Origin of the sequence: Acinetobacter sp. SWAC5 (genome assembly GCF_003419885.1) — a bacterium.
Classification (GTDB): domain Bacteria; phylum Pseudomonadota; class Gammaproteobacteria; order Pseudomonadales; family Moraxellaceae; genus Acinetobacter; species Acinetobacter cumulans.
In genome coordinates, this window is the sequence record NZ_QUWR01000002.1 from 24,465 (window position 1) to 45,875 (window position 21,411).

Genomic DNA, 21,411 nt, shown 5'->3' on the forward strand with positions numbered 1-21,411 from the left:
AGCAGAGATAATAAGGATATTATGCGTTAAAAATGCAGATCTATAAATGATCAAATCTGTTTATGGTGACGAAAGTAAATTGTGGATTGAATATAGTGGGATGTTTTTATTCAATCCTATTTTGGCAACTGAGTAAATGAAATCGTATGAGCACATGAAGATTTGTCTTTAGTTCCACTGCTCACTTAGGCCAGACAATGAATATACCGCTTCAGCGACCGCTTCTGCTGAACTTGCATGATCCAGTGCCATAATTAGAGTTGTAGACAATTGTAGTTGTTCAATTGAACGAATAATTTCAGTTTTACGTTGTTGATCGGCCATGATCTATCTCCAGAGTGTTGAGACTACAAAATCAATGCAGTCAGCATAGAGAAGATCTGTTTATTTTAAAAACCGAATAAAATTATAAAAATAATTTAAAAATACGATTGATGGCATAAAGTCATCAATTGAGGATTTGTACAGAATGAATATTAAACTGCCCCGTTAGCGTAAATCACACAAGGCACACGGGGTTGCCTTGTGATCGTGCGATCTATGGGTGTAAACCTATGGCCTAGGGCCTAAGCAAAGCCTAATCCGAAATATAGGCTTAGTAAGCAAATTGAAGGTCAGTGTAGTCGGTCAGCGATTTTTGTAAATGTGCTTGTATAAATTCACGTACATCTTGCTCAGTCATTGGAGCACCTTGCTTGGTAATCACGTGTTCAACAGGCGGTTGGCCTTCTGCAGTAATACGATAAACAAAACTTTTTGCAGTCTCATAGCGGTCATTTTGTTTCACAATACATAGCACGTACTGATAACGATGTTCGAAGTTTAAGTCAGTATGTGAAAATACAAACTGCTCAAATAGCTTCACATTTTGGCCATTTTCTAAGGCTTTGAGATCATCCAAAATACTTGGATCGAACTTCATACCATATTTTTCAGAAATCGCTTTGCCATCAATCAATAGATTGAGCATGCCATCTTCGGTTGGCGTTACAGTAATATTGCTAAAGTCAGACATGTCGGACACTCATTGCTTAAAACGTTTGGCATAAGTATCCGTATATTGTCTGGAATTACAAGCCAATGTGGCATGAATGTACTCAGCATAAAAAAATGTATGTGCCGTAAAAAAGGAGGCCAAAGCCTCCTTTTATTTAATGCATTGATACCGTTATGCGTTTAGGCATCTTGTGCATCTATACTGGCACCATTGAGGGATAAGCTATCATCGCCCATCAAATATAAATAGGCCGGCATAATTTGCTCGGGTGTCGGTAAGATTTTTGGATCTTCATCTGGATAGGCTTTTGCGCGCATCGCAGTACGTGTTGCACCGGGATTGATACAGTTGAAGCGAATATTAGGGTGCTGATTTTCTTTGGCAAACAAAGTGCTTACAGCCTCAATGGCAATTTTAGACACAGAATATGCACCCCAGTTTTCACGCGCTTCACGGCCTACACCTGAACTGGCAAACACCACAGAGGCATGTTCTGATTTTTGCAATAGAGGTAATAATTCTTGCGTGAGTACGAAAGGCGCACGTAAGTTTACGGCCATCACATCATCCCACACATCGGCAGGATAATGTGCTAAGGGTATACGCTCGCCCAAAATGCCTGCATTATGCAAAATACCATCTAAACGGCCAAATTGGCGCTCAAGTGTATCAACCAATAACTCATAATCACGCGGAGAAGCACTCGACAATTGAAGCGGTAAAATTGCAGGTTGTGGTGCGCCCAATCCTTCAATTTCATCGTAAATTACTTCAAGTTTGTTCAGTGTACGGCCATGCAAAACCACTGTTGCGCCATGAAGGGCATAAGTGATTGCAGCTGCACGACCGATACCATCGCCCGCACCTGTAATTAGGATAATGCGATCTTTGAGTAGATCGGGGCGAGGTTGATATTCTGAATATTTCATTGTCTATCTCCTCGTTTTATTGTGTTTTTTCAGTCTTTATTTTGGCTAGGTTTGAGCAGGGTAGATGCTATTTGTACCTATGACGTGCTGACGAATGACATCGTGTAATTCTACAACAGTATTCACTATACAATCTGCATGCCAGGCTGTTAAGTCATCTTTATATTGAAGGGGTAAATAGCCATAGGCTGCTAAAATGGTGTGCATACCTGCACTGCGCCCAGCATCAATATCACGTGGATGGTCGCCCACATAAATACAGTCTTTGGCGTCAATTTGGATCTGATCAGCAGCCAAATACATTGGCTCTGGATCTGGTTTGGTTTTACTCACATCTTCAGGGCAGACCAGCACAGAACAGCGCGCTGTCAAATTCAGTGCTTGCAATAAAGACTCGCTCAGCCAGCGGGGTTTATTGGTCACAATACCCCAAGGAATCTGATGCTGTTCAAGTTCGGCTAACAGCGCTTGCATGCCTGTAAATAAGTCGGTATCGACCGCAATATCGGCGCCGTATCGGTCCAAAAAGTCTTGGCGATGCGCCAAAAAGATCGGATCGTCTACATCGAGTTCAGGATAAACCAATTTAACCATCGCACGTGCGCCTTCCGACACTTGCGTACGGATCAGGTCTGCATCGACGACAGGACAGCCTTTTTCGCGACACATGTCTTGCAAAATACGAATAAAGTCGGCTGCAGTGTCGATCAGTGTCCCATCTAAATCAAACAGTACCGCTTTCATTGTGCGCCTTCATTCACGGTATGAACCATGTAGTTGACGTCTACATTGGGTGCGAGCCAGTAGCGTTTGGTCAGCGGGTTGTAATGTAGCCCGGTCATATTTTTGAGCTTTAAATGAGCGCCACGAATGTCATGTGCTAATTCTGAAGGCTTAATAAATTTGTGATAATCGTGAGTCCCTTTGGCCAGCATACGTAGCACATATTCGGCACCAATAATGGCAAATAAATATGATTTAGGGTTACGGTTAATGGTCGAGAAAAACACATGACCACCTGGCTTAACTAACTTTTTACAGGCTGCAATAATGGAAGCTGGATCTGGCACATGTTCGAGCATTTCCATACATGTCACCACATCATATTGGCCAGCGTGTTCTTCGGCCAATTGCTCTACGGGTACTTGACGGTACTCGATATTGTCGACGCCTTCTTGTTCTGCATGTAGGCGTGCAACATTGAGCGGTGCAAGGCCCATATCAATACCCAAGACTTGAGCGCCACGACGTGCCATGCTTTCTGCCAAAATGCCACCGCCACAGCCGACATCAAGGACTTTTTTACCTGTGATGCCACCCGAATGCTCATCAATCCAATTTAAACGGAGTGGATTAATCATGTGTAATGGACGGAATTCAGAGTTCTGGTCCCACCAGATGGCAGCGAATGCTTCAAACTTAGCAATTTCTTGTGGATCAACATTCAACTGCGACATGGGTTCACCTCAGGCAAGGGTTATATTTTAAAATAAAGTCAGAGGCTTATTAGTGTAGCGCTTATTCTAAAAAAAGCGATAAAAGCGCTAAAAAAGTTCACAGAATGGAAACGAAATTTGCATAAATGATTTATAGTGATCGCATAAGCTAATCATAATGAGTTAGAGGACTATAATCTCAATGAAAAAATTCCTTTTCGGCAGTTTGGTCGCTGCTGTTTTTGCCGTTTCTGGTAGCGCGATGGCCGCTGACTTTGTTGCAGGAAAAGACTATACAGTGCTCGCAAACCCTGTACAAGTTGAGGTTCCGGGGAAAATTGAAGTTCGTGAATTCTTTTGGTATGGCTGCCTACACTGTTTTAAACTTGAACCGTACATGCAAACGTGGTTAAAAAACATGCCTAAAGATGTACGTTTTGTACGTACGCCGGCAGCCATGAATCCAGTATGGGAACAAGGTGCGCGCGCATATTATGTTTCGGAAGCACTTGGGGTACGCCAAAAAACACATTTAATGTTGTTCCATGCGATTCATGAAGGCCAAAAACCAATTTTAGAAAAAGCTGCTTTTGCCAAATACTTTACGCAGTTTGGTATTCCAGAAGCTAAATTTAATAGCACTTACGATTCTTTCCCAATCGCATCTAAAATTGCGCAAGCTCAAGATCTTGCAAAACGTTATCAATTGACAGGTGTACCTGCGGTAACGGTGAATGGTAAATACGTCATTCAAGGTGAAGATGGAAAAGTCACTCAAGTGTTAAATTACTTAATTGAAAAAGAACGTTCAGGCAAATAAGCCGACCTTAAATAAAAACCCGCAAGTTGCGGGTTTTTTTTATGCTTAAAGATCGCGTGTTAGACCGATGGCTGATTGCGATCCCAATGCAAAATACCGCGGAAGAGCAGTTGAACTTGAGTAATTGCACTGAGCTTGAGGTGTTCTTGTTGTGCGCCAAGTTCTGCAGCGGCCACAGAGCGTTGTAAGTCCATCCAGTTCATGGCCCAATTAAAGGCTAAGCTCATCAAAATTTGTGACAAGACCTGTAAATCATGCTGTAGATGAATATGATTCAGCGTTTGGGTACGCCCCAAATCTGCGCTTAAATCGGCAGTTAAATATTGAATCTCACGTTGGATGGCATAACGCAAACGTGCAGAACCGCCCCAGCGTTCTGCAATAAAAAAGATCCAAGGCTCAGGGTGCTGTTGAATATGTTGAAACAGTAAATGGATACAGTTTTGAATGCGTGTGTCGGGCTGATGTTGAAAGACTTGCCCCATTTGATATTGCATCTGTTTGAGCTGTAAGGCGGTTTGATCCACCAGTTCTAAACCCAGCTCATCCATATCACTAAAGTGCCGATAAAACGCGGTCGGCACTAAGTTGGCGGCTTTGGCAATTTCACGTAGGCTCATACTGCTAAAGGCACGTCCTTGGCCACTTAATGCTAAGGCTGCATCTAAAAGTGCTTGTCGACTTTGTTGTTTACGTTCATCGCGTATCGACATGTTGTGTTCCGAAAATCCTTTGTTTGCAGTCTAGCAAAAATTGTATGCAGCACCTAGAGATGATCTGGCATGGAAAATAGCGCATGGAGAAAGTACGCAAATACGGCTTGAATTCATGCATTTTGTAAAAGGCTGAGTGTGGTGGTCAAACTCGAAGCGGGCTTCTGCTATACTGAAGCGCATTGTAATTTAGTAAAATGAAGGACCCTTTATGCGTATCGACCAGCGAGCATTAGATCAATTACGTGATGTCAAAATTACCCGTAACTACACACGTTATGCCGAAGGTTCGGTATTGGTTGAATTTGGTCATACAAAAGTCTTGTGTACTGCCAGTATTGATCATTCAGTGCCACGTTTCTTAAAAGGTCAAGGTCAAGGTTGGGTAACAGCAGAATATGGTATGTTGCCACGTTCGACACATACACGTTCTGATCGTGAAGCAGCACGTGGTAAACAAAGTGGTCGTACGCAAGAAATTCAACGCTTAATTGGCCGTAGCTTACGTGCCATGGTGGATTTGAAAAAACTGGGTGAAAACACCATTACGATCGACTGTGATGTGATTCAAGCTGATGGTGGTACGCGTACTGCATCAATTACAGGTGCTGCGGTTGCATTGATTGATGCCATGAATGTATTGCTTGAAAAGAAAAAAATTAAGCATGATCCGCTAAAAGGTTTAGTGGCTGCGATTTCAGTGGGTATGTATCAAGACGAAGCTTTGCTTGATCTTTGCTATGAAGAAGACTCAAACTGCCAAACAGATTTAAACGTGGTGATGACGCAAGCAGGCGAATTCATTGAAATTCAAGGCACAGCAGAAGACAAACCATTTACACGTGCGCAGTGTAACGAAATGCTTGAATTGGCTGAAAAAGGCATTCAAGAATTGATTAAAAAGCAACAAGAGGCATTGGGTTGGTAAGACCTGATTGGCCAGACTAAACGCACCTTAGGGGTGCGTTTTTTTTCATCTGCTTGACATCAAAGCATCATGTTTTGGTCATGCCCATGCGTTATTCCTATGAGGGTATTTACAGATAGGAAATGCAAATGCGTGTTTTTTTTGTCGGGCTCATGATGAGTTCAGTCTTGCTTTTAAGTGCATGTAAAGACGATCAGGCGCAAGGTGATGCGCAAGCACCAACCCCTGAACCCAATTGTAAAATGCATTGTGCACCTTAAGAATAACAACAGGAAATAGGTATGAACCGTCGTGATTTTTTAGTTCAGTCGTCTAAAACACTTTTGGGGGCGACTGCTTTAGCGAGCTTGCCACTGAGTATTCAAAAAGCCTTGGCCATAGATGCCAAAGTTGAAACGGGCACGATTCAAGATATTAAGCATGTGATTATTTTGACGCAGGAAAATCGCTCCTTCGATAATTATTTCGGCATGCTCAAAGGCGTACGTGGATTTGGTGATCGATTTGCGATTCCTTTAAGCGAAGGGCGAAAAGTTTGGGCACAGTACGATAAAAATAAAACAGTCTATTTCCCTTATCATTTAGACAGCAGACTAGGCAATGCGCAGCGGGTGAGTGGCACGCCACATTCATGGAAAGATGGTCAAGCGGCTTGGGACTGTGGCCGTATGGGCAATTGGGTGGAGCATAAAAAGCCACAATCGATGGGCTATTTTAAAAAGGCAGAAGTTGAATTTCAGTATGCATTGGCAGATGCGTTTACACTTTGCGATGCTTATCACTGTGCGATGCATGCCGGGACCAACCCCAACCGTCAGTTTATTTGGACAGGAAGCAATGGACCAACAGGGGCTGGAGTCGCCAGCGTAGTCAATGAGTTTGATGAAATTGGTAGCTCGGCAGTTGGCTATGATTGGATGACCTATCCAGAGCGTTTACAGCAAGCAGGGGTGAGCTGGAAAATTTATCAAAATATGCCCGATAATTTTACCGATAATCCCTTGGCAGGCTTTAAGCAATACCGAGCAGCCAATGAACGTTCAGGGCAACCTGTGAGCCATGCATTAGCGGTTTGCCCTGCTTATGATGAAGCTATTGATGCAAAAGAGCCTTTATATAAAGGCATTGCCAACACGATGCCCAATGACGGTGGCTTATTGGGGCAATTTAAGCAGGATTTGTTGCAAAATAAATTACCGCAAGTGAGCTGGATTGTTGCACCCGCCACCTATAGTGAGCATCCTGGTCCATCGAGTCCAGTGCAAGGTGCTTGGTATATTCAGGAGCTTCTGAATGCACTGACCGATCATCCAGAGCTTTGGAGCCAAACTGCACTTTTGGTCAATTTTGATGAAAATGATGGCTTCTTCGATCATGTGCCATCACCTTCAGCACCTTCGCGTGAGATTAATGCACAAGGCGATATTTTAAAAGTACACGGTAAAACGACTTTATCGGATCAAGCACTTTCCTATGAATATTTTAATCATCCTGCGGTGGCAGGTTCGGTCAGCCAACCACGCCCTGAATTTGTAAATGGGCAAAATAGCAATTTTTGGCATGGGGTGTATGGTCCAGGCGTTCGTGTACCAATGTATGTGATTTCACCTTGGAGTCGTGGCGGATGGGTCAATTCACAAGTATTTGATCATACTTCGATTATTCAATTTTTAGAGCAACGCTTTGGTGTACACGAGCCCAATATTAGCCCTTATCGACGTGCCGTCTGTGGCGATTTAAGTTCAGCTTTTGATTTTAAAACGCCAAATACGCAAGTATTGCCCACTTTAGACGGCAGTCGAACCAAGGCACAGGCCGATATGATTCGTAGCAATCAAGAAAAACTCAGCCAAGTTCAGGTGCCAAGCCAGCAAGCAAAACCGATGCAGGACACGGGGGTACGCCCATCGCGTGCTTTGCCTTATATTTTGCATTGCAGTGCCAAGTTAAATGAGGCGAGCAATCAAGTGAAGTTACTGTTTTCCAATACGGGCGCACAGGCGGGTGTTTTCCATGTGTATAACCAGCTCGATTTAAATGCTGTACCACGTCGTTATATGGTTGAAGCGGGTAAGCAATTGGATGATGACTGGATACTACAAGATGGAAAATATGATCTGTGGGTGCTCGGCCCTAATGGTTTTCATCGTAGTTTTAAGGGCGATATTCGAGATAAAAACCAACAGGCAGTTTTGCCTGAAATTCGGGTGTGCATGGAAGAATGTGCAGCGCGCATATTTTTGAAAGTCCGCCAAGATGGCACACAAAGTGCAGAGCTCACGGTAAAAGCCAATGCGTATTTAGATGGCAAAACATGGACTATAAAAACCACTTCAGGCAGTGAAACTGAATTGGTGCTAGACATGAGTAGCGTGCATGGTTGGTATGACTTTAGTGTCAGCTTGGGTGCCTCATCAAGTTTTGAACGTCGTTTTGCAGGACGTGTTGAAACAGGTGAACATGGCTATTCAGACCCATTTATGGGTGCTGTTTAAGTACAAGATTTCCCATAAAAAAGCGCAGTCGATGCTGCGCTTTTTTATACCGTGTTGCCTAGGCATTAAAACGCATAGATAAATCTACAGCGGTGACATCCTTAGTGAGAACGCCCATAGAGATATAATCGACACCTGTGGTTGCAACTTCACGTAAATTTGCAATGGTAATATTACCTGATGCTTCTAATTTGCAACGTCCTGCCACATGCTTCACAGCATCAATCATTTGTTGTTGGCTAAAGTTATCCAACATCACAATGTCTGCTTTGGCTTCAAGGGCTTGGTTAAGCTCATCCCAAGTTTCAACTTCAACTTCTACAGCTTTGCCTGGTGCAATACTATGTGCTTTGGCAATGGCTTGTGCAATACCACCCGCTGCCATAATGTGGTTTTCTTTAATTAAAAAGGCATCAAATAACCCTAAACGATGGTTTTGACCGCCACCCACTGCTACGGCATATTTTTGTGCAATACGTAGGCCGGGTAAGGTTTTACGCGTATCCAAAAGTTTGGTGTGTAAGCCTTCAAGTTGTTGCACGTACTGAGCAGTTTTGGTGGCAACAGCAGACAAGGTCTGTACAAAGTTTAAGGCAGGGCGTTCTACGGTTAACAAGCTCCGTGCAGAACCGGCTAATTTTAAAAAGGCTTCATTGGCTTCGACACGATCACCGTCATTTTTGAGCCATGTGATTTGTACATTCGGATCATAAGCTTGAATAAGTGCATTGACCCAAGGCTGGCCTGCAAGAATCATGCTTTCACGGCTAATGATGGTTGCGGTTGCTTGTTCTTCCTCAGGGGTGAGTAGCGCGGTAATGTCACCTTCGCCAATATCTTCATGCAGCGCCTGCTGAATATTGATTTGAATAGTTTGTTCAAGCAAGGTTTGAGATATGCTCATAGAAGTTCCGTCTCTTTTTACCCGAGGAAATTTTGCGCGTTATATTAGCATTGTTCATTAAAAAATGAGCGATATTTCCGAAGGGGGATCATCACCTTGAATTGAGATTTTAGATTGAAAGTTTTAGCATGGCTTCAGGTAGTGTGTTGCATACTGCATGACATCAGATGAATTAGGATTGATTTATGCCAAGAGAGGCAAATTTTCGGGTCTGTGAGGGCCAATTGTTGGGGGCACGCCAAGTGCCATCACCTAATTATAATCAGCGCCCTGAACAGACCGAGATTCAGTTGCTCGTGGTCCATAACATTAGCTTGCCTCCGTCGCAATTTGGCGGTGGCTATATCGAGCAGTTTTTTCAAAATCAATTGGATTGGTCAGTACATCCGTATTTTCAAACTATTGAAGGGATGCAGGTTTCGGCGCATCTTTTGATTTTACGCAGTGGTGAAGTACTGCAATTTGTCAATTTTAATGATCGGGCATGGCATGCAGGTCGTTCGAGTTATTTGGGCAAAAAAGAATGTAACGATTATTCCATAGGCATTGAGCTTGAAGGCAGTGATGATTTGGCGTTTACAGCTGATCAGTATCAAGCACTGACCGAAGTCACCGCGTGTTTACAAGAGGCTTATCCTAAGCTTCAACAGCACTTGGCAGGGCATTCAGATATTGCACCGGGACGTAAAACCGATCCAGGGCCGTTTTTTGACTGGGCATTGTTTAGAAAACAATTACATCATTTTAAAAACAAATAAATAACCAAACTAGCGCTAATTTAACCAATGAAATGTTGGCCTAAGTTTCATTACAATAGCGCCAATTTAAAAATTAGGTGAAGACGATGGCACTTTGGCGGTCAACCGTTATAGTCAGCGCAATGACCATGTTGTCACGGGTATTGGGTTTAGTCCGAGATATTGTGCTACTCAATGTATTTGGTGCAGGGAAGGACTTTGACACCTTTGTAGTGGCATTTCGTATTCCGAACTTTTTTCGGCGTTTATTTGCCGAAGGGGCATTTTCCCAAGCCTTTATTCCTGTACTGACCGAATATAAAACCAGTCGTACACATGCCGAAGTACAAATTCTGATTAGTCGGGTATTTGGCTGTTTGGCAACTTTTATGAGTGCGCTGACGTTTGTCGCAATGATTGCCGCACCTGCAATTTTATATATTTATGCACCAGGCTTTCATAATGATCCTGAAAAGTTTGCCTTGGCTACGGAGATGTTTCGCTTAACGATTCCGTATTTACTGTTTATGTCCTTAACGGCTTTTGCCAGCAGTATTTTAAACAGTTATGGCTCATTTTTTTCACCCGCATTTTCGCCTGTATTGCTTAACTTAGCGATGATTGCTGGGGCATGGTGGCTTACGCCGTATATGGCAGAGCCGATTATGGCCTTGGGTTGGGCGGTATTTATTGCAGGTATTTTACAGTTAGTGATTCAGATTCCAGAGCTGTGGAAGAAAAAATTACTCATTCCACCTAAAGTTGATTTTAAACACGAAGGTGTAGATCGCATCATGAAATTGATGTTACCTGCACTCTTTGGTGTATCGGTCACACAAATTAACCTCTTGCTCAATACCATTTGGGCATCGTTCATGCAAGATGGCTCAGTATCATGGTTATATAGTGCAGAACGTATGACCGAGTTACCTTTGGGCTTAATTGGGGTGGCGATTGGTACAGTCATTTTACCGTCGTTGTCAGCACGTCATGCTGAGCAAGATCAAGCCAAATTCCGTGGCATGATTGATTGGGCGGCCAAAGTGATTATTTTGGTGGGTATCCCTGCCAGTATTGCTTTGTTCATGCTGTCTACGCCAATTATTCAAGCCTTATTCCAACGTGGTGCATTTAGTTTAGAAGACACACAAATGACCGCTTTGGCACTGCAATGTATGAGTGCTGGGGTAATTTCATTTATGCTGATTAAGGTTTTTGCACCAGGTTTTTATGCACAACAAGACACCAAAACACCTGTACGTGTTGGCTTGATGGCGGTTGCAGCCAATGCGATTTTAAACGTGGTATTTATTGGCTTCTTTAAACTGATTGACTGGCATGCAGAGCACATGGCTTTGGCTTTAGCATCTTCTGGTTCGGCATTGGTCAATGCAGGGATGTTGTATTTCTATCTGCATAAACGCAATATTTTCCGTTTTGGTGCGCATTGGAAAAAGCTTGCAGTGCAATTTGCAGTGGCCAATATCGTGATGATTGGTGCCCTATGGTATGCCTTAACCTGGTACAACGGCGAAGTATCACAATGGATACGTGTTGCAGAAGTCATTGGTCTATGCGTTGTTGGGGTTGTTGCTTACCTGATTGCTTTAATCGCGATGGGTTTTAGACCGCGTCATTTAAAACCCTAATGCAGTATAGGTGTGGATATAACCTAGATATTGGATCTAAAAAAACAGCACATGAGGTGCTGTTTTTTTTGTGCTATAGACATGACATTTGAGAATTTAACGTAGCTTTTAGACTTTGCCTCGAGAGAGAAAGCCTACAATGGCTAGAATCACTGCGATTACCAATAAAATCACAGCAAAGTCTTTAGAAAGACCAGCAACACCACCAAATCCTAATAAACTGGCAATGAGTGCAATCACAGCAAATATAATCGCCCAACGGAACATTGTTATTCTCCAAGTGTTTTTCTTTTCATATTCAGTATAGTGTGATGCAGTTCAAGCTAATGTTGATCTTTCGTTGGCAATATGTTGATTAAGTTTTAATCTATTTGTGCGGGTGTATGACCCAATGGGATCCGCAAAGTTTGTGGATGTACTGGTATACTGATTCAGCTTTTTTAGACTGATATGACACGATGATGACGGAAACCTTACGCCCTCAATTTTGGAAGAACTACACGCTTGCAGAGTTAAATTCTGCTGAGTGGGAAGCCTTATGTGATGGTTGTGGTTTATGTTGTCTGATCAAGCTCGAAGATGATGAAACTCAGGAAGTGGCTTATACCAACGTTGCTTGCCAGTTATTGGACTGTAAAACTGGTCAATGCTCGGATTATGTCCATCGAAAAGACTCGGTGCCTGATTGTATTCAACTCACACCCGCACAAGTTGATACCATTCGCTGGTTGCCTTCAAGCTGCGCATATAAGCGAGTGCAAGAAGGTAAAAAATTGCCTTCATGGCATTATTTAATTTCGGGTAGTCGCCAAACGGTGATGACCGTAAAGAAAACAGCCGCGGGTCGTTGCATTAGTGAATTAGATGTCGACCCAGAAGAGATTGAAGAATACATCGTGCGCTGGGTGCGTTAAGCTTCTGGCCACGCGCTGATAAAATCATGTTCTGAGCATACCTGAATACCTTCTTGCTGGAGTAAGGTCGCAGTGAGACCCATACCCGTGATGAGTTGCCCAGTAAACTGTCCATCATAAATCCAATGTCGCCCGCAGGATGGGCTTTTCTCTTTAAGAATTGCCACGCTAACATGGTGTTTCTGAGCCAATCTGAGTGTCTGATAAGCACCGTTTAAAAATGCTTGTGTGACATCTAAACCAGTATTGTCGAGAATGTGCGCACGCGATTGGAGCACATCGAGTGCTGTACCACCATGAATTTCTGCGGGTGCACGCGGACATGCCAAACCACCTAACATTTCAGGGCAGGCTATGATAGCTTGGCCTGAGTCTACAAGTTGCTGCAGTATAGGATAGGTATAGCTTTTTGCATCGTAGCGAACAGTCTGCCCAACGAGGCAAGCACTAATCAAATACATTGCTGAATGGAGCTCATGATGTTGTAAAAATAAAGCATGACTAAAATCAAAGCACAAACAAGAAGGGTATTAGCGTACCTCTAACAGTGCGCTAATATGTTCAAAGCTCATTGGGCGATAAAAATAAAAGCCTTGGCCTTTTTGGCATTCACAATCTTTGAGTACATTGAGTTGCTCTGTATTTTCAATTCCTTCAACCAAAATATCCATAGAAATACTCGAGCCTAGCTGTGTAATGGCTTTGACGATTGCAAGTGCCGAGGAGTCTTTGGTCATACGTTCTACAAAGTTACGATCAATTTTAATACAGTCAATTGGGTAGTCGCTGAGGCGTGTCAGTGATGAATGTCCTGTACCAAAATCGTCTAAAGAAATACTCAAGCCTTCTTTTTTCAGCAGATGCAAAGCACGAATCACATAATGAGAACCTCGTTCAGACAAACTTTGCTCGGTAATTTCAACTTCTACTTTATCATGCGGAATTTTGTACTTTTGTAGGCGCTGAAGCATTTTCTCTGCATAGTCGTCTCGTAAAAATTCGACGGGTGCTGCATTAATTGAAATCGGTAAGAGTTCTAAGCCTTGATCCTGCCATTCATTCATATCTTGGAAGATTTTATTTTGCATGGTTTCGCTAATGCGCGAAGCCAAGTCATAATCTTGGAAAGCAGCATAAATATGTGAAGGCAGTTGTAGTACACCGTGTTGATCTTTCCAACGGAGTAGGGCCTCAAAGCCAATCACACGACTATCTTGGAGCTGAACTTTGGGTTGGTAGAAAGGCTCAATTTGATCATTTTTAATGATACTACGTGCCAAAGTGAGCTGGCGTGTAGTGGCTTCAAGTGCTTTAAACATGTCTAGATTAAACATGCGTATGCCACCGCGTCCGCTAATTTTTAAATCATTCAGCGCAATATCGGCACATTTCATTAAGTTTGATGAACTCTGCGCATCACGGGGATAGATCGAACAACCGATACTCATACCACCATTAATAAATTGCCCTGTGTAGCTAATGGGCATATCCAGTTGTAACCAAGCTTGGTGAGCCACATCCATCAGCTGTTGCTCATCGACAAGCTCGGGTACCAAGATTGCAAACTCATCACCACCAAGGCGTGAAACAATAATATCTTCAGAAAAACAGCTTTTAAAACGTTGGCCAAGGGTGTGTAATAAATGATCGCCTGCAACATGACCGAGCGTATCGTTAACGTGCTTAAAATAGTCGAGGTCAATCAGCATTAGGCCAATTTGATGATCATAATTGAGCGCATATTGCAGGTGCTTTTTAAAAATTCGAGTAAAGGCACGACGGTTAAATAAGCTAGTCAGCTCATCATGTTCTATGATTTGTTGTAAGCGACTTTCGGCTGCTTTTTGTTGGGTCACATCACTTGACACACATAAAATACTTTCAGTTACCCCATTTTCGTCCACAATGGGCGTCAAAATATTGTCCCAAAACTGGTGCGTTTGTCCGTCAAGGGTACTCTTGCTTGCAAATCGGGTATTTTTGCCTTGGCAGGCTTGAGCTAAGGCTGCTGAACCTGCTTTGCGAATGTCTTCAGGTAATAAATTTAACCAAGGCATCCCAAATTTTTTTTCAGTAACCGATACGCCTAAAGCCAAACATCCTGAACGATTCATGTGTGTTAAGTTGCCATCGGGTGCCAAAATTTTAATGCAATCGATACTGGCATTGAGCATTTTATTTTGTGCTGATACTTGATGGCTTAGCGCTTGTTGTTTTTCATAACTGTCATGAATGTCGATAAAACTGACTGAACATTCAAATAATGAGTTGGGTGCTTGTGGAAATTCGATGTGAACGGCACACATGCGATAGCCAAGTTGATGATGTTTAAGGCGACATTCTTTTTTAAAATTTTGTTTGGTTTGTTGTGCTTTTTGCCATAGAACAATGAAATGTTCGAAGTCTTCTGGATGAATATAGTTTAACCATTTTTCTGGTAGATGTTGGTTCAGGTCGACATCGATAAACTGGCAAAGTTTACTGTTGCTAAAAGCAGGACCTTGAGCAGTTTGTAGCCAAAGTGGCAACGGTATATTATTGGCAAATTGTTGTAACATGACATCATCGGCAACACTGCGCTGTGCTTTATTTAAAGTTGTTCTAAGCTCAGTATCATACTGAGCGTGTGGCACGGCTGGTTTGTTCTTCGATGATGATTTCATGGGGTCACCAATGTGGCTATGGCGGCAGAAGCAATCCTTGTTTCTGTACGTGTTATCCTTCCAAGCATAGCTTGAAGCATTGCTTTCAGGAAGTGTTTTACAAACAACTAATCATATTTATTTTAAACTTTCCACAAAATTCAGACCATCCAACAATTAGCCGATGAATACCCAAAAAACTTCTATAAACGGCACAGAATATTCCTGCTTAAATTAAAAAAGCTAGTGTTAGAATAGAGCCCGATGTATTTTTAAGCAGCCGTGAATTTAGACAATGTCAGACAGCAATATTCCGCTTCCAGAACGAATTAGACCCCGCGACCTTTCTGAGATTACTGGGCAGGATCACCTGCTGGGAGAGGAAGCGCCATTGCGTCAGATGATTGATCAAGGGCATTTACCCTCTATTATATTTTGGGGGCCACCTGGTGTTGGTAAAACCACAATTGCCTTGCTATTGGCTCAAGCTGTTGATCGGCCTTTTGTGAGTTTATCGGCTTTAAATACGGGTGTTAAAGAGCTACGTGAAGTGATTGCAGACAGCGGTGATTTACTCACGCCTGTGGTGTTTATTGATGAGATTCATCGTTTTAATAAGTCTCAGCAAGATGCATTATTAAATGCAGTTGAAAAAGGCAAAATCACTTTAATTGGTGCGACCACGGAGAATCCATCTTTTGAAGTGAATAGCGCACTACTATCCCGCTGTCAGGTCTATACCTTAAATGCTTTAGATGAAGCTTCTATACAAAAATTATTAAAGCATGCAATTGAGCAAGATCAATTTTTAAAAGACCGTTATATTCAAATAGAAGAATATGAAGCTTTGATCCAATTTGCTGCTGGAGATGCTCGAAAGGCACTCAATTTGTTGGATTTAGTGGCCAGCACGTTTGAAGCAGATTTAGAAAATATTATTACGAATGCAGTCGTAGTGAAAGTTGCACAGCAAAATATTGCCCGTTATGACAAATCTGGTGAGCAACATTATGACTTAGTGTCTGCCATGATTAAATCGATTCGTGGCAGTGACCCAGATGCAGCTTTGTACTGGCTGGCACGTATGCTCAAAGGCGGTGAAGATCCTGTATTTTTAGCACGCCGTATGCTGATTGCAGCATCCGAAGATATTGGTAATTCGAATCCGAATGCCTTATTGCTGGCGGGTGAATGCTTCCGTTCGGTACAAGCGATTGGCATGCCTGAAGCACGCATTATATTGGGCCAATGCGTTGTATATTTAGCCACCAGTGCAAAAAGCAACAGTACCTATTTAGCGATTAACAAAGCCATGGATTTGGCCGAGAAAACTGCGAATTTGCCTGTGCCTTTACATTTACGTAATGCACCTACCAAATTGATGAAAGAACAAGGCTACGGTGCCGACTATTTATACCCACACAATTATCCAGAGCATTTTGTTCGTCAAGATTACCTTCCACCTGAATTAAAAGGCACGAAGTTGTATGAGTCGGCACGTAATAAGCGTGAGGTTGAGGGGGAGCGTTTGCAACAACGCCGTTGGCAGGAACAACAACAGCAACAATAAAGTACAAAGCGAGCATGTCTGGACAAAAAAAAGCCCAGTATCTTGGGGGAGAACTGGGCCGAAAAAGAAAGCTTTTGTGTCAGACATCTATGCAGACAATAACAAATTTGGTCGACAGCACAGATATGATTGGTTTGAGATCACTCTGGCTGTCTAATCTGTTTTGTATGATAAGAGGCTTTGCCTTGTTTGTAAAAACGGGCATTTTTATAAGTTTGATTTGTTTTTTTAGATTAAGTTAAAAGTATTTGAATTTATTATTAAAAATATAACTAAAAATTTTACGACTGGTAAAATATTATTTATGACTCTGTTATTTCTCTTCAAGAAACTGTCTGCGCCATAGTGAAGTACTCAGGCGATAAAAACAAAAAACCGAGCAAGGCTCGGTTTTTTGTGTGAAGTTTCAGAATCAATTAGATGTCTGAAAGGTCGATGCCAATACGTGCAGCAACTTCTTCGTATGCTTCAACAACACCGCCTAGGCCTTGACGGAAACGGTCTTTGTCGAGTTTTTTCTTGGTGTCTTTGTCCCATAGACGGCAACCATCTGGAGAGAATTCATCACCCAGTACGATACGGTCATGGAAAACACCAAATTCAAGTTTGAAATCAACAAGAAGCATGTTACCTGTAGCAAAAAGTTCTTTCAGTACGTCATTTACTTTGTATGTAAGGTCTTTCATTTGAGCCAATTGCTCAGCAGTCGCCCAACCCAAAGAAATAGCTTGCGATTCATTTACCATTGGATCGCCAAGTGCATCGTCTTTAAAGAAAAGTTCGAATGTTGGTGGAACCAATTCTTTACCTTCTTCAACACCTAAACGACGGCATAAAGAACCAGCTGCATAGTTACGTACTACACATTCCACAGGAATCATGTGTAATTTTTTTACTAAAACTTCAGTTGGAGAAAGAAGTTTCTCAAAGTGAGTTTCAATACCAGCGGCTGCCAATTTTTCCATGATAAAGGCGTTAAAACGGTTGTTCACCTTACCTTTACGATCTAGTTGTTCGATTTTCTCGCCATTGAATGCAGAGGCATCGTCACGGAAGACTAGGATGAGGTGATCTGCACTGTCTGTTTCATAAACAGATTTCGCTTTACCAGTATAGAGCAAGGTTTGTTTTAACATGGAGGGAACCTTTTTCAAAAAAAATGCCTAGAAATGTCTAGGCTGGCCAATTTTGGTAAATCTGAGCTAACAATTCTGCAGCGACTTCTTTATCTGCAAAAGTGTTATCGGCATTGAATACAGCTAGGTTATTGCTAGTACCCACAGAAGAAAGTCTTAACACATACGTTTTTTGGTCGACTTTAACAGTTACTTCATAACGGTTTTTACTTTGACCAACGATGGTGTGATTGAGGCTACTGAGGGTGGCAAGTGTGTACTGCCAAATTGTAGCAGAATTTCCATCAATTTTGAGTAAAGGATTTTGATTTCCATCACTTAAAAGCTGAGGATGTCCTAGCATAGCTGTGCTATTTGAGTCGTCTGCAGAGGATTGTTCCTGAGCTGCATCTGGGCGTGGTAAAGCAAAACGGTTGCCACGTTTGTTTTCAAGTTTTGGTGCATGCTCAATTGCAAGCGCGTCAACCGTTGGAGCAGGGTACAATGGCGCCACAGGTCGCACCATTGAACCTTCAGGATATTTTAACGGTTCTAAAGTTGTGGTTTCTTTATAATCTAAGGTGCCATTTTTAAAGGCCAAAGAACTACAACCTGCTAAACTGAATACTGAAAGTGCAAGGGTGAGACCTAAACGTAATTGCATAATTTTACTGCTCTTTATTTGATTACGCCCGCTTGATTAAGTGCTTCGTGTAGCGGTGCGCGGTATTGTTCTGCAAGCGGTGTCAACGGCAGGCGGATACCTGTGCTGATTAAGCCCATATCATGAAGTGCCCATTTCACAGGAATTGGGTTAGATTCACAAAATAAAATATTGTGTAGATTTGCAACTGTTGCATTAATTTCAGTAGCTTTAGCATGATCACCGGCAAGAGCTGCTGCACATACGTTGCTCATTGCTTTTGGTGCAACATTGGCAGTAACAGAGATATTGCCTTTTGCGCCATGTTCCATCAGTTGATATGCCGTAGCATCGTCACCTGAATAAACAGTCATGCTTTTGCCTTCAAGGCCTTTGATTAATTCAATACCACGTGGCACATCACCTGTTGCATCTTTAATGCCCACAATTTGTGGAATGTCAGCTAAACGAATAACCGTGTCATTGAGCATATCGACACCAGTACGACCTGGTACGTTATACAAAATCATGGGTAAATCAGCAGCTTCAGCAATGGCTTTGTAGTGTTGGAACAGGCCTTCTTGAGTTGGCTTATTATAATAAGGCGTTACGAGTAGCGCGGCGTCTGCACCAAGTTCTTTTGCTTCTTTGGTCAGTTCAATCGCTTCGTGGGTTGAGTTTGCACCCGTACCAGCAATAATTGGAATACGTTTGTTGGCAACACGAATGATTTCTTTGATCACTTGTGTGTGTTCTGCCATGCTTAAAGTCGATGCTTCGCCTGTCGTACCTACAGCAACAATACTGTTTGTGCCTTCTTGGATATGCCACTCAACGAGCTTTTCGAGTCCCTTCCAATCTACGCTGCCATCTTCGAACATTGGGGTGACGATTGCGACAATTGAGCCTTGGATCGGCTGTGCTTGCTGAGTCATTTTTAAAACAATCCTATTTTTCTATCCAAACGACTAAATTGAGTATGAATTTGGACAGGTTCGTATTTTTGATAGACAGCAAATCAATCCGTTTGCATGGAATTGGGTAATGCTTATGCAAATTATGACTGATCATGCGTCTAAGAACAATATGCTTTAGTCAAAGCGGTAAAAAACTTTATACAAAGCTTAATTAAAACAATCAAGCACTTGCTTTTAACAAATGAGATTGGTTTTTACGGTTATGGCTATACTGTATAGATAAACAACAAAATATAGGCTAAAAAGCGCCAAAATCTATGGTTAAAATAGAATGAGATTAGCTTAAGAGCGTGTCTAGTGTGCTATTCCGTCTATTTTGATCAGAATTTAAGATAAAAAAAAGATGAACATAGACTTGAAAGTTATAGAAAATTGCGATGTATTTGTTGCAAATGATCTTTAAAAATTATGTTAATAATCTGTTTTAAATATAATGATTTTTTTTGTTACATACCAAACCGTAAAGAATAGTAGTTGATCTATCTGTTGAAATGTCACATTTAATGAATCAGAGTGAAATCTATTTATCGCTTTTAAGACTTTATATCTACCTGCTTAACTAAAAGAAAAATCAACAAATATAAGCCCTATTCGCCTTTGGACTAACACTTATTGTCAGTATGTTCATTTAAGTTGCTCATAGATGATGCATTTTTTTGAACACTGATGGACACAAGGATTCTCCAATGGAAAAGTCAGATAATAAACATGCTATTGTCACGGTAGCGATCTGTTTTCTAATTGCCGTAATCGAAGGCTTAGATATTCAGGCAGCTGGTATTGCAGCTGCTGGTATTCGTGAAAGTTTCGGTCTAGATAGTTCGCAACTGGGGGTGTTTTTTAGTGCAGGGATTTTAGGCTTACTGCCTGGTGCACTAGTTGGTGGTCGAATTGCGGATCGGATTGGTCGTAAAACGGTATTAATTTGGTCGGTTGCCATTTTTGCAGTTTTCACATTATGTACAGTATGGGTGAATAGTTTTAATTCATTACTTGCAGTACGTTTCTTGGCTGGTGCAGGACTTGGTGCTGCTATGCCAATCTTAATTACATTGGCTTCTGAAGCGGTAACACCTGCAAACCGTGGTCGTGCTGTAGGTCTAATGTACTGCGGTATGCCTGTTGGTGCTGCAATTTTATCGTTGGTGGCAAGTACTGAGTTTGGTTCAAACTGGAAAAACATTTTCTATTTAGGTGGCTTGTTACCGATCATCGTGATTCCAATCATGATGCTATTGCTTCCTGAGTCTAAAGAATATTTAAAAGCAAAAGAGCAAACTGCGACTGCAAGCACTGAAGCTGCACCACAAGGTTCATTCAAAGACCTATTTAATTCTGAAAACTTATTGCGTACGGTCTTCCTTTGGACGAGCTATTTCTTCACATTGATGGTGGTTTACATCATGTTAAGTTGGTTACCGTCGTTGTTCCAAGAATTAGGCTTTACACGTAAAGAAGGCGCAACAGCACAGTTCTACTTCATGGTGAGTGCAACTGTAGGTACGGTGGTGTTGGGTGTATTGACGGATCGTTGGAAAAAAACCTTCGTAATCTTGTTGATGTATGGCGGTATTTTAGCAGGCCTATTGGCATTGAATGCAGCAGGTTCATTAACGCAAATGTATTTAGCTTCTGCATTGGTTGGTGCATTTGTGATTGGTTGCCAAGGTGTACTTTATGCATTTGGTGGGATTGTTTACCCAACAACTGTACGTGGTACAGGTATTGGTGTTGCATCGGCAGTGGGTCGTGTAGGAGCAATGCTTGGGCCCGCAATTGCTGGTGCATTGTTAACTGCTGGCTTTGGTGCTGCAGGTGTAATTTCAGCAGCCATTCCATGTATTATTATTTCTGCGATCGTGATGTTATTACTAACACGTCGTCTGGCTTAATCGCCAATAAAAGTAAAAAAGCCCGTCATCGACGGGCTTTTTTATTGTGG

The 21,411-nt window shown here is 42.1% G+C and carries 22 protein-coding genes; 9 read left to right on the forward strand and 13 right to left on the reverse strand.

Annotation, left to right across the window (positions count from 1 at the left end):
• Positions 1-168: 168 nt before the first annotated feature.
• From DYI81_RS17900 to ubiG, 5 genes are all read right to left on the reverse strand, one after another.
• Positions 169-324: a hypothetical protein gene (locus DYI81_RS17900; protein WP_167514216.1), complete on the reverse strand. Its 156-nt coding sequence runs from the start codon at positions 322-324 to the stop codon at positions 169-171.
• A gap of 271 nt (positions 325-595) precedes the next feature.
• Positions 596-1,015 carry a hypothetical protein gene (locus DYI81_RS01775; RefSeq protein ID WP_106984129.1) on the reverse strand — a complete coding sequence of 140 codons (420 nt, stop codon included), beginning with the start codon at positions 1,013-1,015 and terminating at the stop codon, positions 596-598.
• Between the two features lie 161 nt (positions 1,016-1,176).
• Complete coding sequence (locus tag DYI81_RS01780; RefSeq protein WP_117006536.1) at positions 1,177-1,926, reverse strand: YciK family oxidoreductase; 750 nt, start codon at positions 1,924-1,926, stop codon at positions 1,177-1,179.
• Positions 1,927-1,971: 45 nt separating this feature from the next.
• Complete coding sequence (locus DYI81_RS01785; protein WP_117006537.1) at positions 1,972-2,670, reverse strand: HAD-IA family hydrolase; 699 nt, start codon at positions 2,668-2,670, stop codon at positions 1,972-1,974.
• Positions 2,667-3,383 (reverse strand): bifunctional 2-polyprenyl-6-hydroxyphenol methylase/3-demethylubiquinol 3-O-methyltransferase UbiG, encoded by a 717-nt coding sequence (ubiG, locus tag DYI81_RS01790; RefSeq protein WP_117006538.1) that lies wholly within the window; start codon positions 3,381-3,383, stop codon positions 2,667-2,669. The genes DYI81_RS01785 and ubiG overlap by 4 nt, the downstream gene beginning before the upstream one ends.
• A 181-nt stretch (positions 3,384-3,564) precedes the next feature.
• On the opposite strand from ubiG, the gene DYI81_RS01795 reads away from it, so the two are divergent.
• Complete coding sequence (locus DYI81_RS01795; RefSeq protein ID WP_117006539.1) at positions 3,565-4,182, forward strand: thiol:disulfide interchange protein DsbA/DsbL; 618 nt, start codon at positions 3,565-3,567, stop codon at positions 4,180-4,182.
• Between the two features lie 59 nt (positions 4,183-4,241).
• Here the strand turns inward: DYI81_RS01795 and DYI81_RS01800 are convergent, their stop codons facing one another.
• Positions 4,242-4,895, reverse strand: coding sequence for a TetR family transcriptional regulator (locus tag DYI81_RS01800; RefSeq protein ID WP_117006540.1), 654 nt, complete (start codon positions 4,893-4,895; stop codon positions 4,242-4,244).
• A gap of 211 nt (positions 4,896-5,106) precedes the next feature.
• On the opposite strand from DYI81_RS01800, the gene rph reads away from it, so the two are divergent.
• From rph to DYI81_RS01810, 3 genes are all read left to right on the forward strand, one after another.
• Entirely contained in the window at positions 5,107-5,823 is a 717-nt protein-coding gene (gene rph / locus DYI81_RS01805) for a ribonuclease PH (protein WP_106984135.1), read from the forward strand.
• A 128-nt stretch (positions 5,824-5,951) separates the two neighbouring features.
• On the forward strand, positions 5,952-6,083 hold the full coding sequence (locus tag DYI81_RS18210; protein ID WP_264766849.1) for a hypothetical protein: 132 nt from the start codon (positions 5,952-5,954) through the stop codon (positions 6,081-6,083).
• 21 nt (positions 6,084-6,104) lie between these two features.
• Entirely contained in the window at positions 6,105-8,318 is a 2,214-nt protein-coding gene (locus DYI81_RS01810) for a phospholipase C, phosphocholine-specific (RefSeq protein ID WP_117006541.1), read from the forward strand.
• A gap of 58 nt (positions 8,319-8,376) precedes the next feature.
• Here DYI81_RS01810 and nadC read toward each other — a convergent pair whose 3' ends face one another.
• The gene (nadC, locus tag DYI81_RS01815; protein ID WP_106984137.1) at positions 8,377-9,222 is read right to left on the reverse strand and encodes a carboxylating nicotinate-nucleotide diphosphorylase; all 846 of its coding nucleotides are present in this window, start codon (positions 9,220-9,222) and stop codon (positions 8,377-8,379) included.
• A gap of 185 nt (positions 9,223-9,407) precedes the next feature.
• On the opposite strand from nadC, the gene ampD reads away from it, so the two are divergent.
• The gene (gene ampD, locus DYI81_RS01820; RefSeq protein WP_106984138.1) at positions 9,408-9,980 is read left to right on the forward strand and encodes a 1,6-anhydro-N-acetylmuramyl-L-alanine amidase AmpD; all 573 of its coding nucleotides are present in this window, start codon (positions 9,408-9,410) and stop codon (positions 9,978-9,980) included.
• Between the two features lie 77 nt (positions 9,981-10,057).
• Entirely contained in the window at positions 10,058-11,608 is a 1,551-nt protein-coding gene (gene murJ / locus DYI81_RS01825; RefSeq protein WP_171356294.1) for a murein biosynthesis integral membrane protein MurJ, read from the forward strand.
• A gap of 108 nt (positions 11,609-11,716) precedes the next feature.
• On the opposite strand, the gene DYI81_RS01830 is transcribed toward murJ, so the two are convergent.
• Positions 11,717-11,875 carry a DUF1328 domain-containing protein gene (locus tag DYI81_RS01830; protein ID WP_005006601.1) on the reverse strand — a complete coding sequence of 53 codons (159 nt, stop codon included), beginning with the start codon at positions 11,873-11,875 and terminating at the stop codon, positions 11,717-11,719.
• Positions 11,876-12,069: 194 nt separating this feature from the next.
• Between DYI81_RS01830 and DYI81_RS01835 the strand changes: the two genes are divergently transcribed.
• Entirely contained in the window at positions 12,070-12,522 is a 453-nt protein-coding gene (locus tag DYI81_RS01835; protein ID WP_106984294.1) for a YcgN family cysteine cluster protein, read from the forward strand.
• Here DYI81_RS01835 and DYI81_RS01840 read toward each other — a convergent pair.
• Positions 12,519-12,983, reverse strand: a complete 465-nt coding sequence (locus DYI81_RS01840; RefSeq protein ID WP_106984295.1) for a DUF523 domain-containing protein — start codon at positions 12,981-12,983, stop codon at positions 12,519-12,521. The two genes, DYI81_RS01835 and DYI81_RS01840, sit on opposite strands and share 4 nt — an antisense overlap.
• Before the next feature lie 69 nt (positions 12,984-13,052).
• The gene (locus DYI81_RS01845; RefSeq protein WP_117006542.1) at positions 13,053-15,185 is read right to left on the reverse strand and encodes an EAL domain-containing protein; all 2,133 of its coding nucleotides are present in this window, start codon (positions 15,183-15,185) and stop codon (positions 13,053-13,055) included.
• Positions 15,186-15,459: 274 nt separating this feature from the next.
• Between DYI81_RS01845 and DYI81_RS01850 the strand changes: the two genes are divergently transcribed.
• The gene (locus DYI81_RS01850; protein ID WP_117006543.1) at positions 15,460-16,734 is read left to right on the forward strand and encodes a replication-associated recombination protein A; all 1,275 of its coding nucleotides are present in this window, start codon (positions 15,460-15,462) and stop codon (positions 16,732-16,734) included.
• A gap of 416 nt (positions 16,735-17,150) precedes the next feature.
• On the opposite strand, the gene purC is transcribed toward DYI81_RS01850, so the two are convergent.
• From purC to dapA, 3 genes are read right to left on the reverse strand one after another with little or no spacing between them, the layout of a single operon-like run.
• On the reverse strand, positions 17,151-17,870 hold the full coding sequence (gene purC, locus DYI81_RS01855) for a phosphoribosylaminoimidazolesuccinocarboxamide synthase (RefSeq protein WP_106984142.1): 720 nt from the start codon (positions 17,868-17,870) through the stop codon (positions 17,151-17,153).
• 37 nt (positions 17,871-17,907) lie between these two features.
• The gene (locus tag DYI81_RS01860) at positions 17,908-18,513 is read right to left on the reverse strand and encodes a lipoprotein-34 precursor (NlpB) (protein ID WP_106984143.1); all 606 of its coding nucleotides are present in this window, start codon (positions 18,511-18,513) and stop codon (positions 17,908-17,910) included.
• Between the two features lie 14 nt (positions 18,514-18,527).
• Positions 18,528-19,427 (reverse strand): 4-hydroxy-tetrahydrodipicolinate synthase, encoded by a 900-nt coding sequence (dapA, locus tag DYI81_RS01865; protein ID WP_106984144.1) that lies wholly within the window; start codon positions 19,425-19,427, stop codon positions 18,528-18,530.
• Between the two features lie 728 nt (positions 19,428-20,155).
• On the opposite strand from dapA, the gene mhpT reads away from it, so the two are divergent.
• Positions 20,156-21,361, forward strand: coding sequence for a 3-(3-hydroxy-phenyl)propionate transporter MhpT (gene mhpT, locus DYI81_RS01870; RefSeq protein WP_117006544.1), 1,206 nt, complete (start codon positions 20,156-20,158; stop codon positions 21,359-21,361).
• Positions 21,362-21,411: the final 50 nt, after the last annotated feature.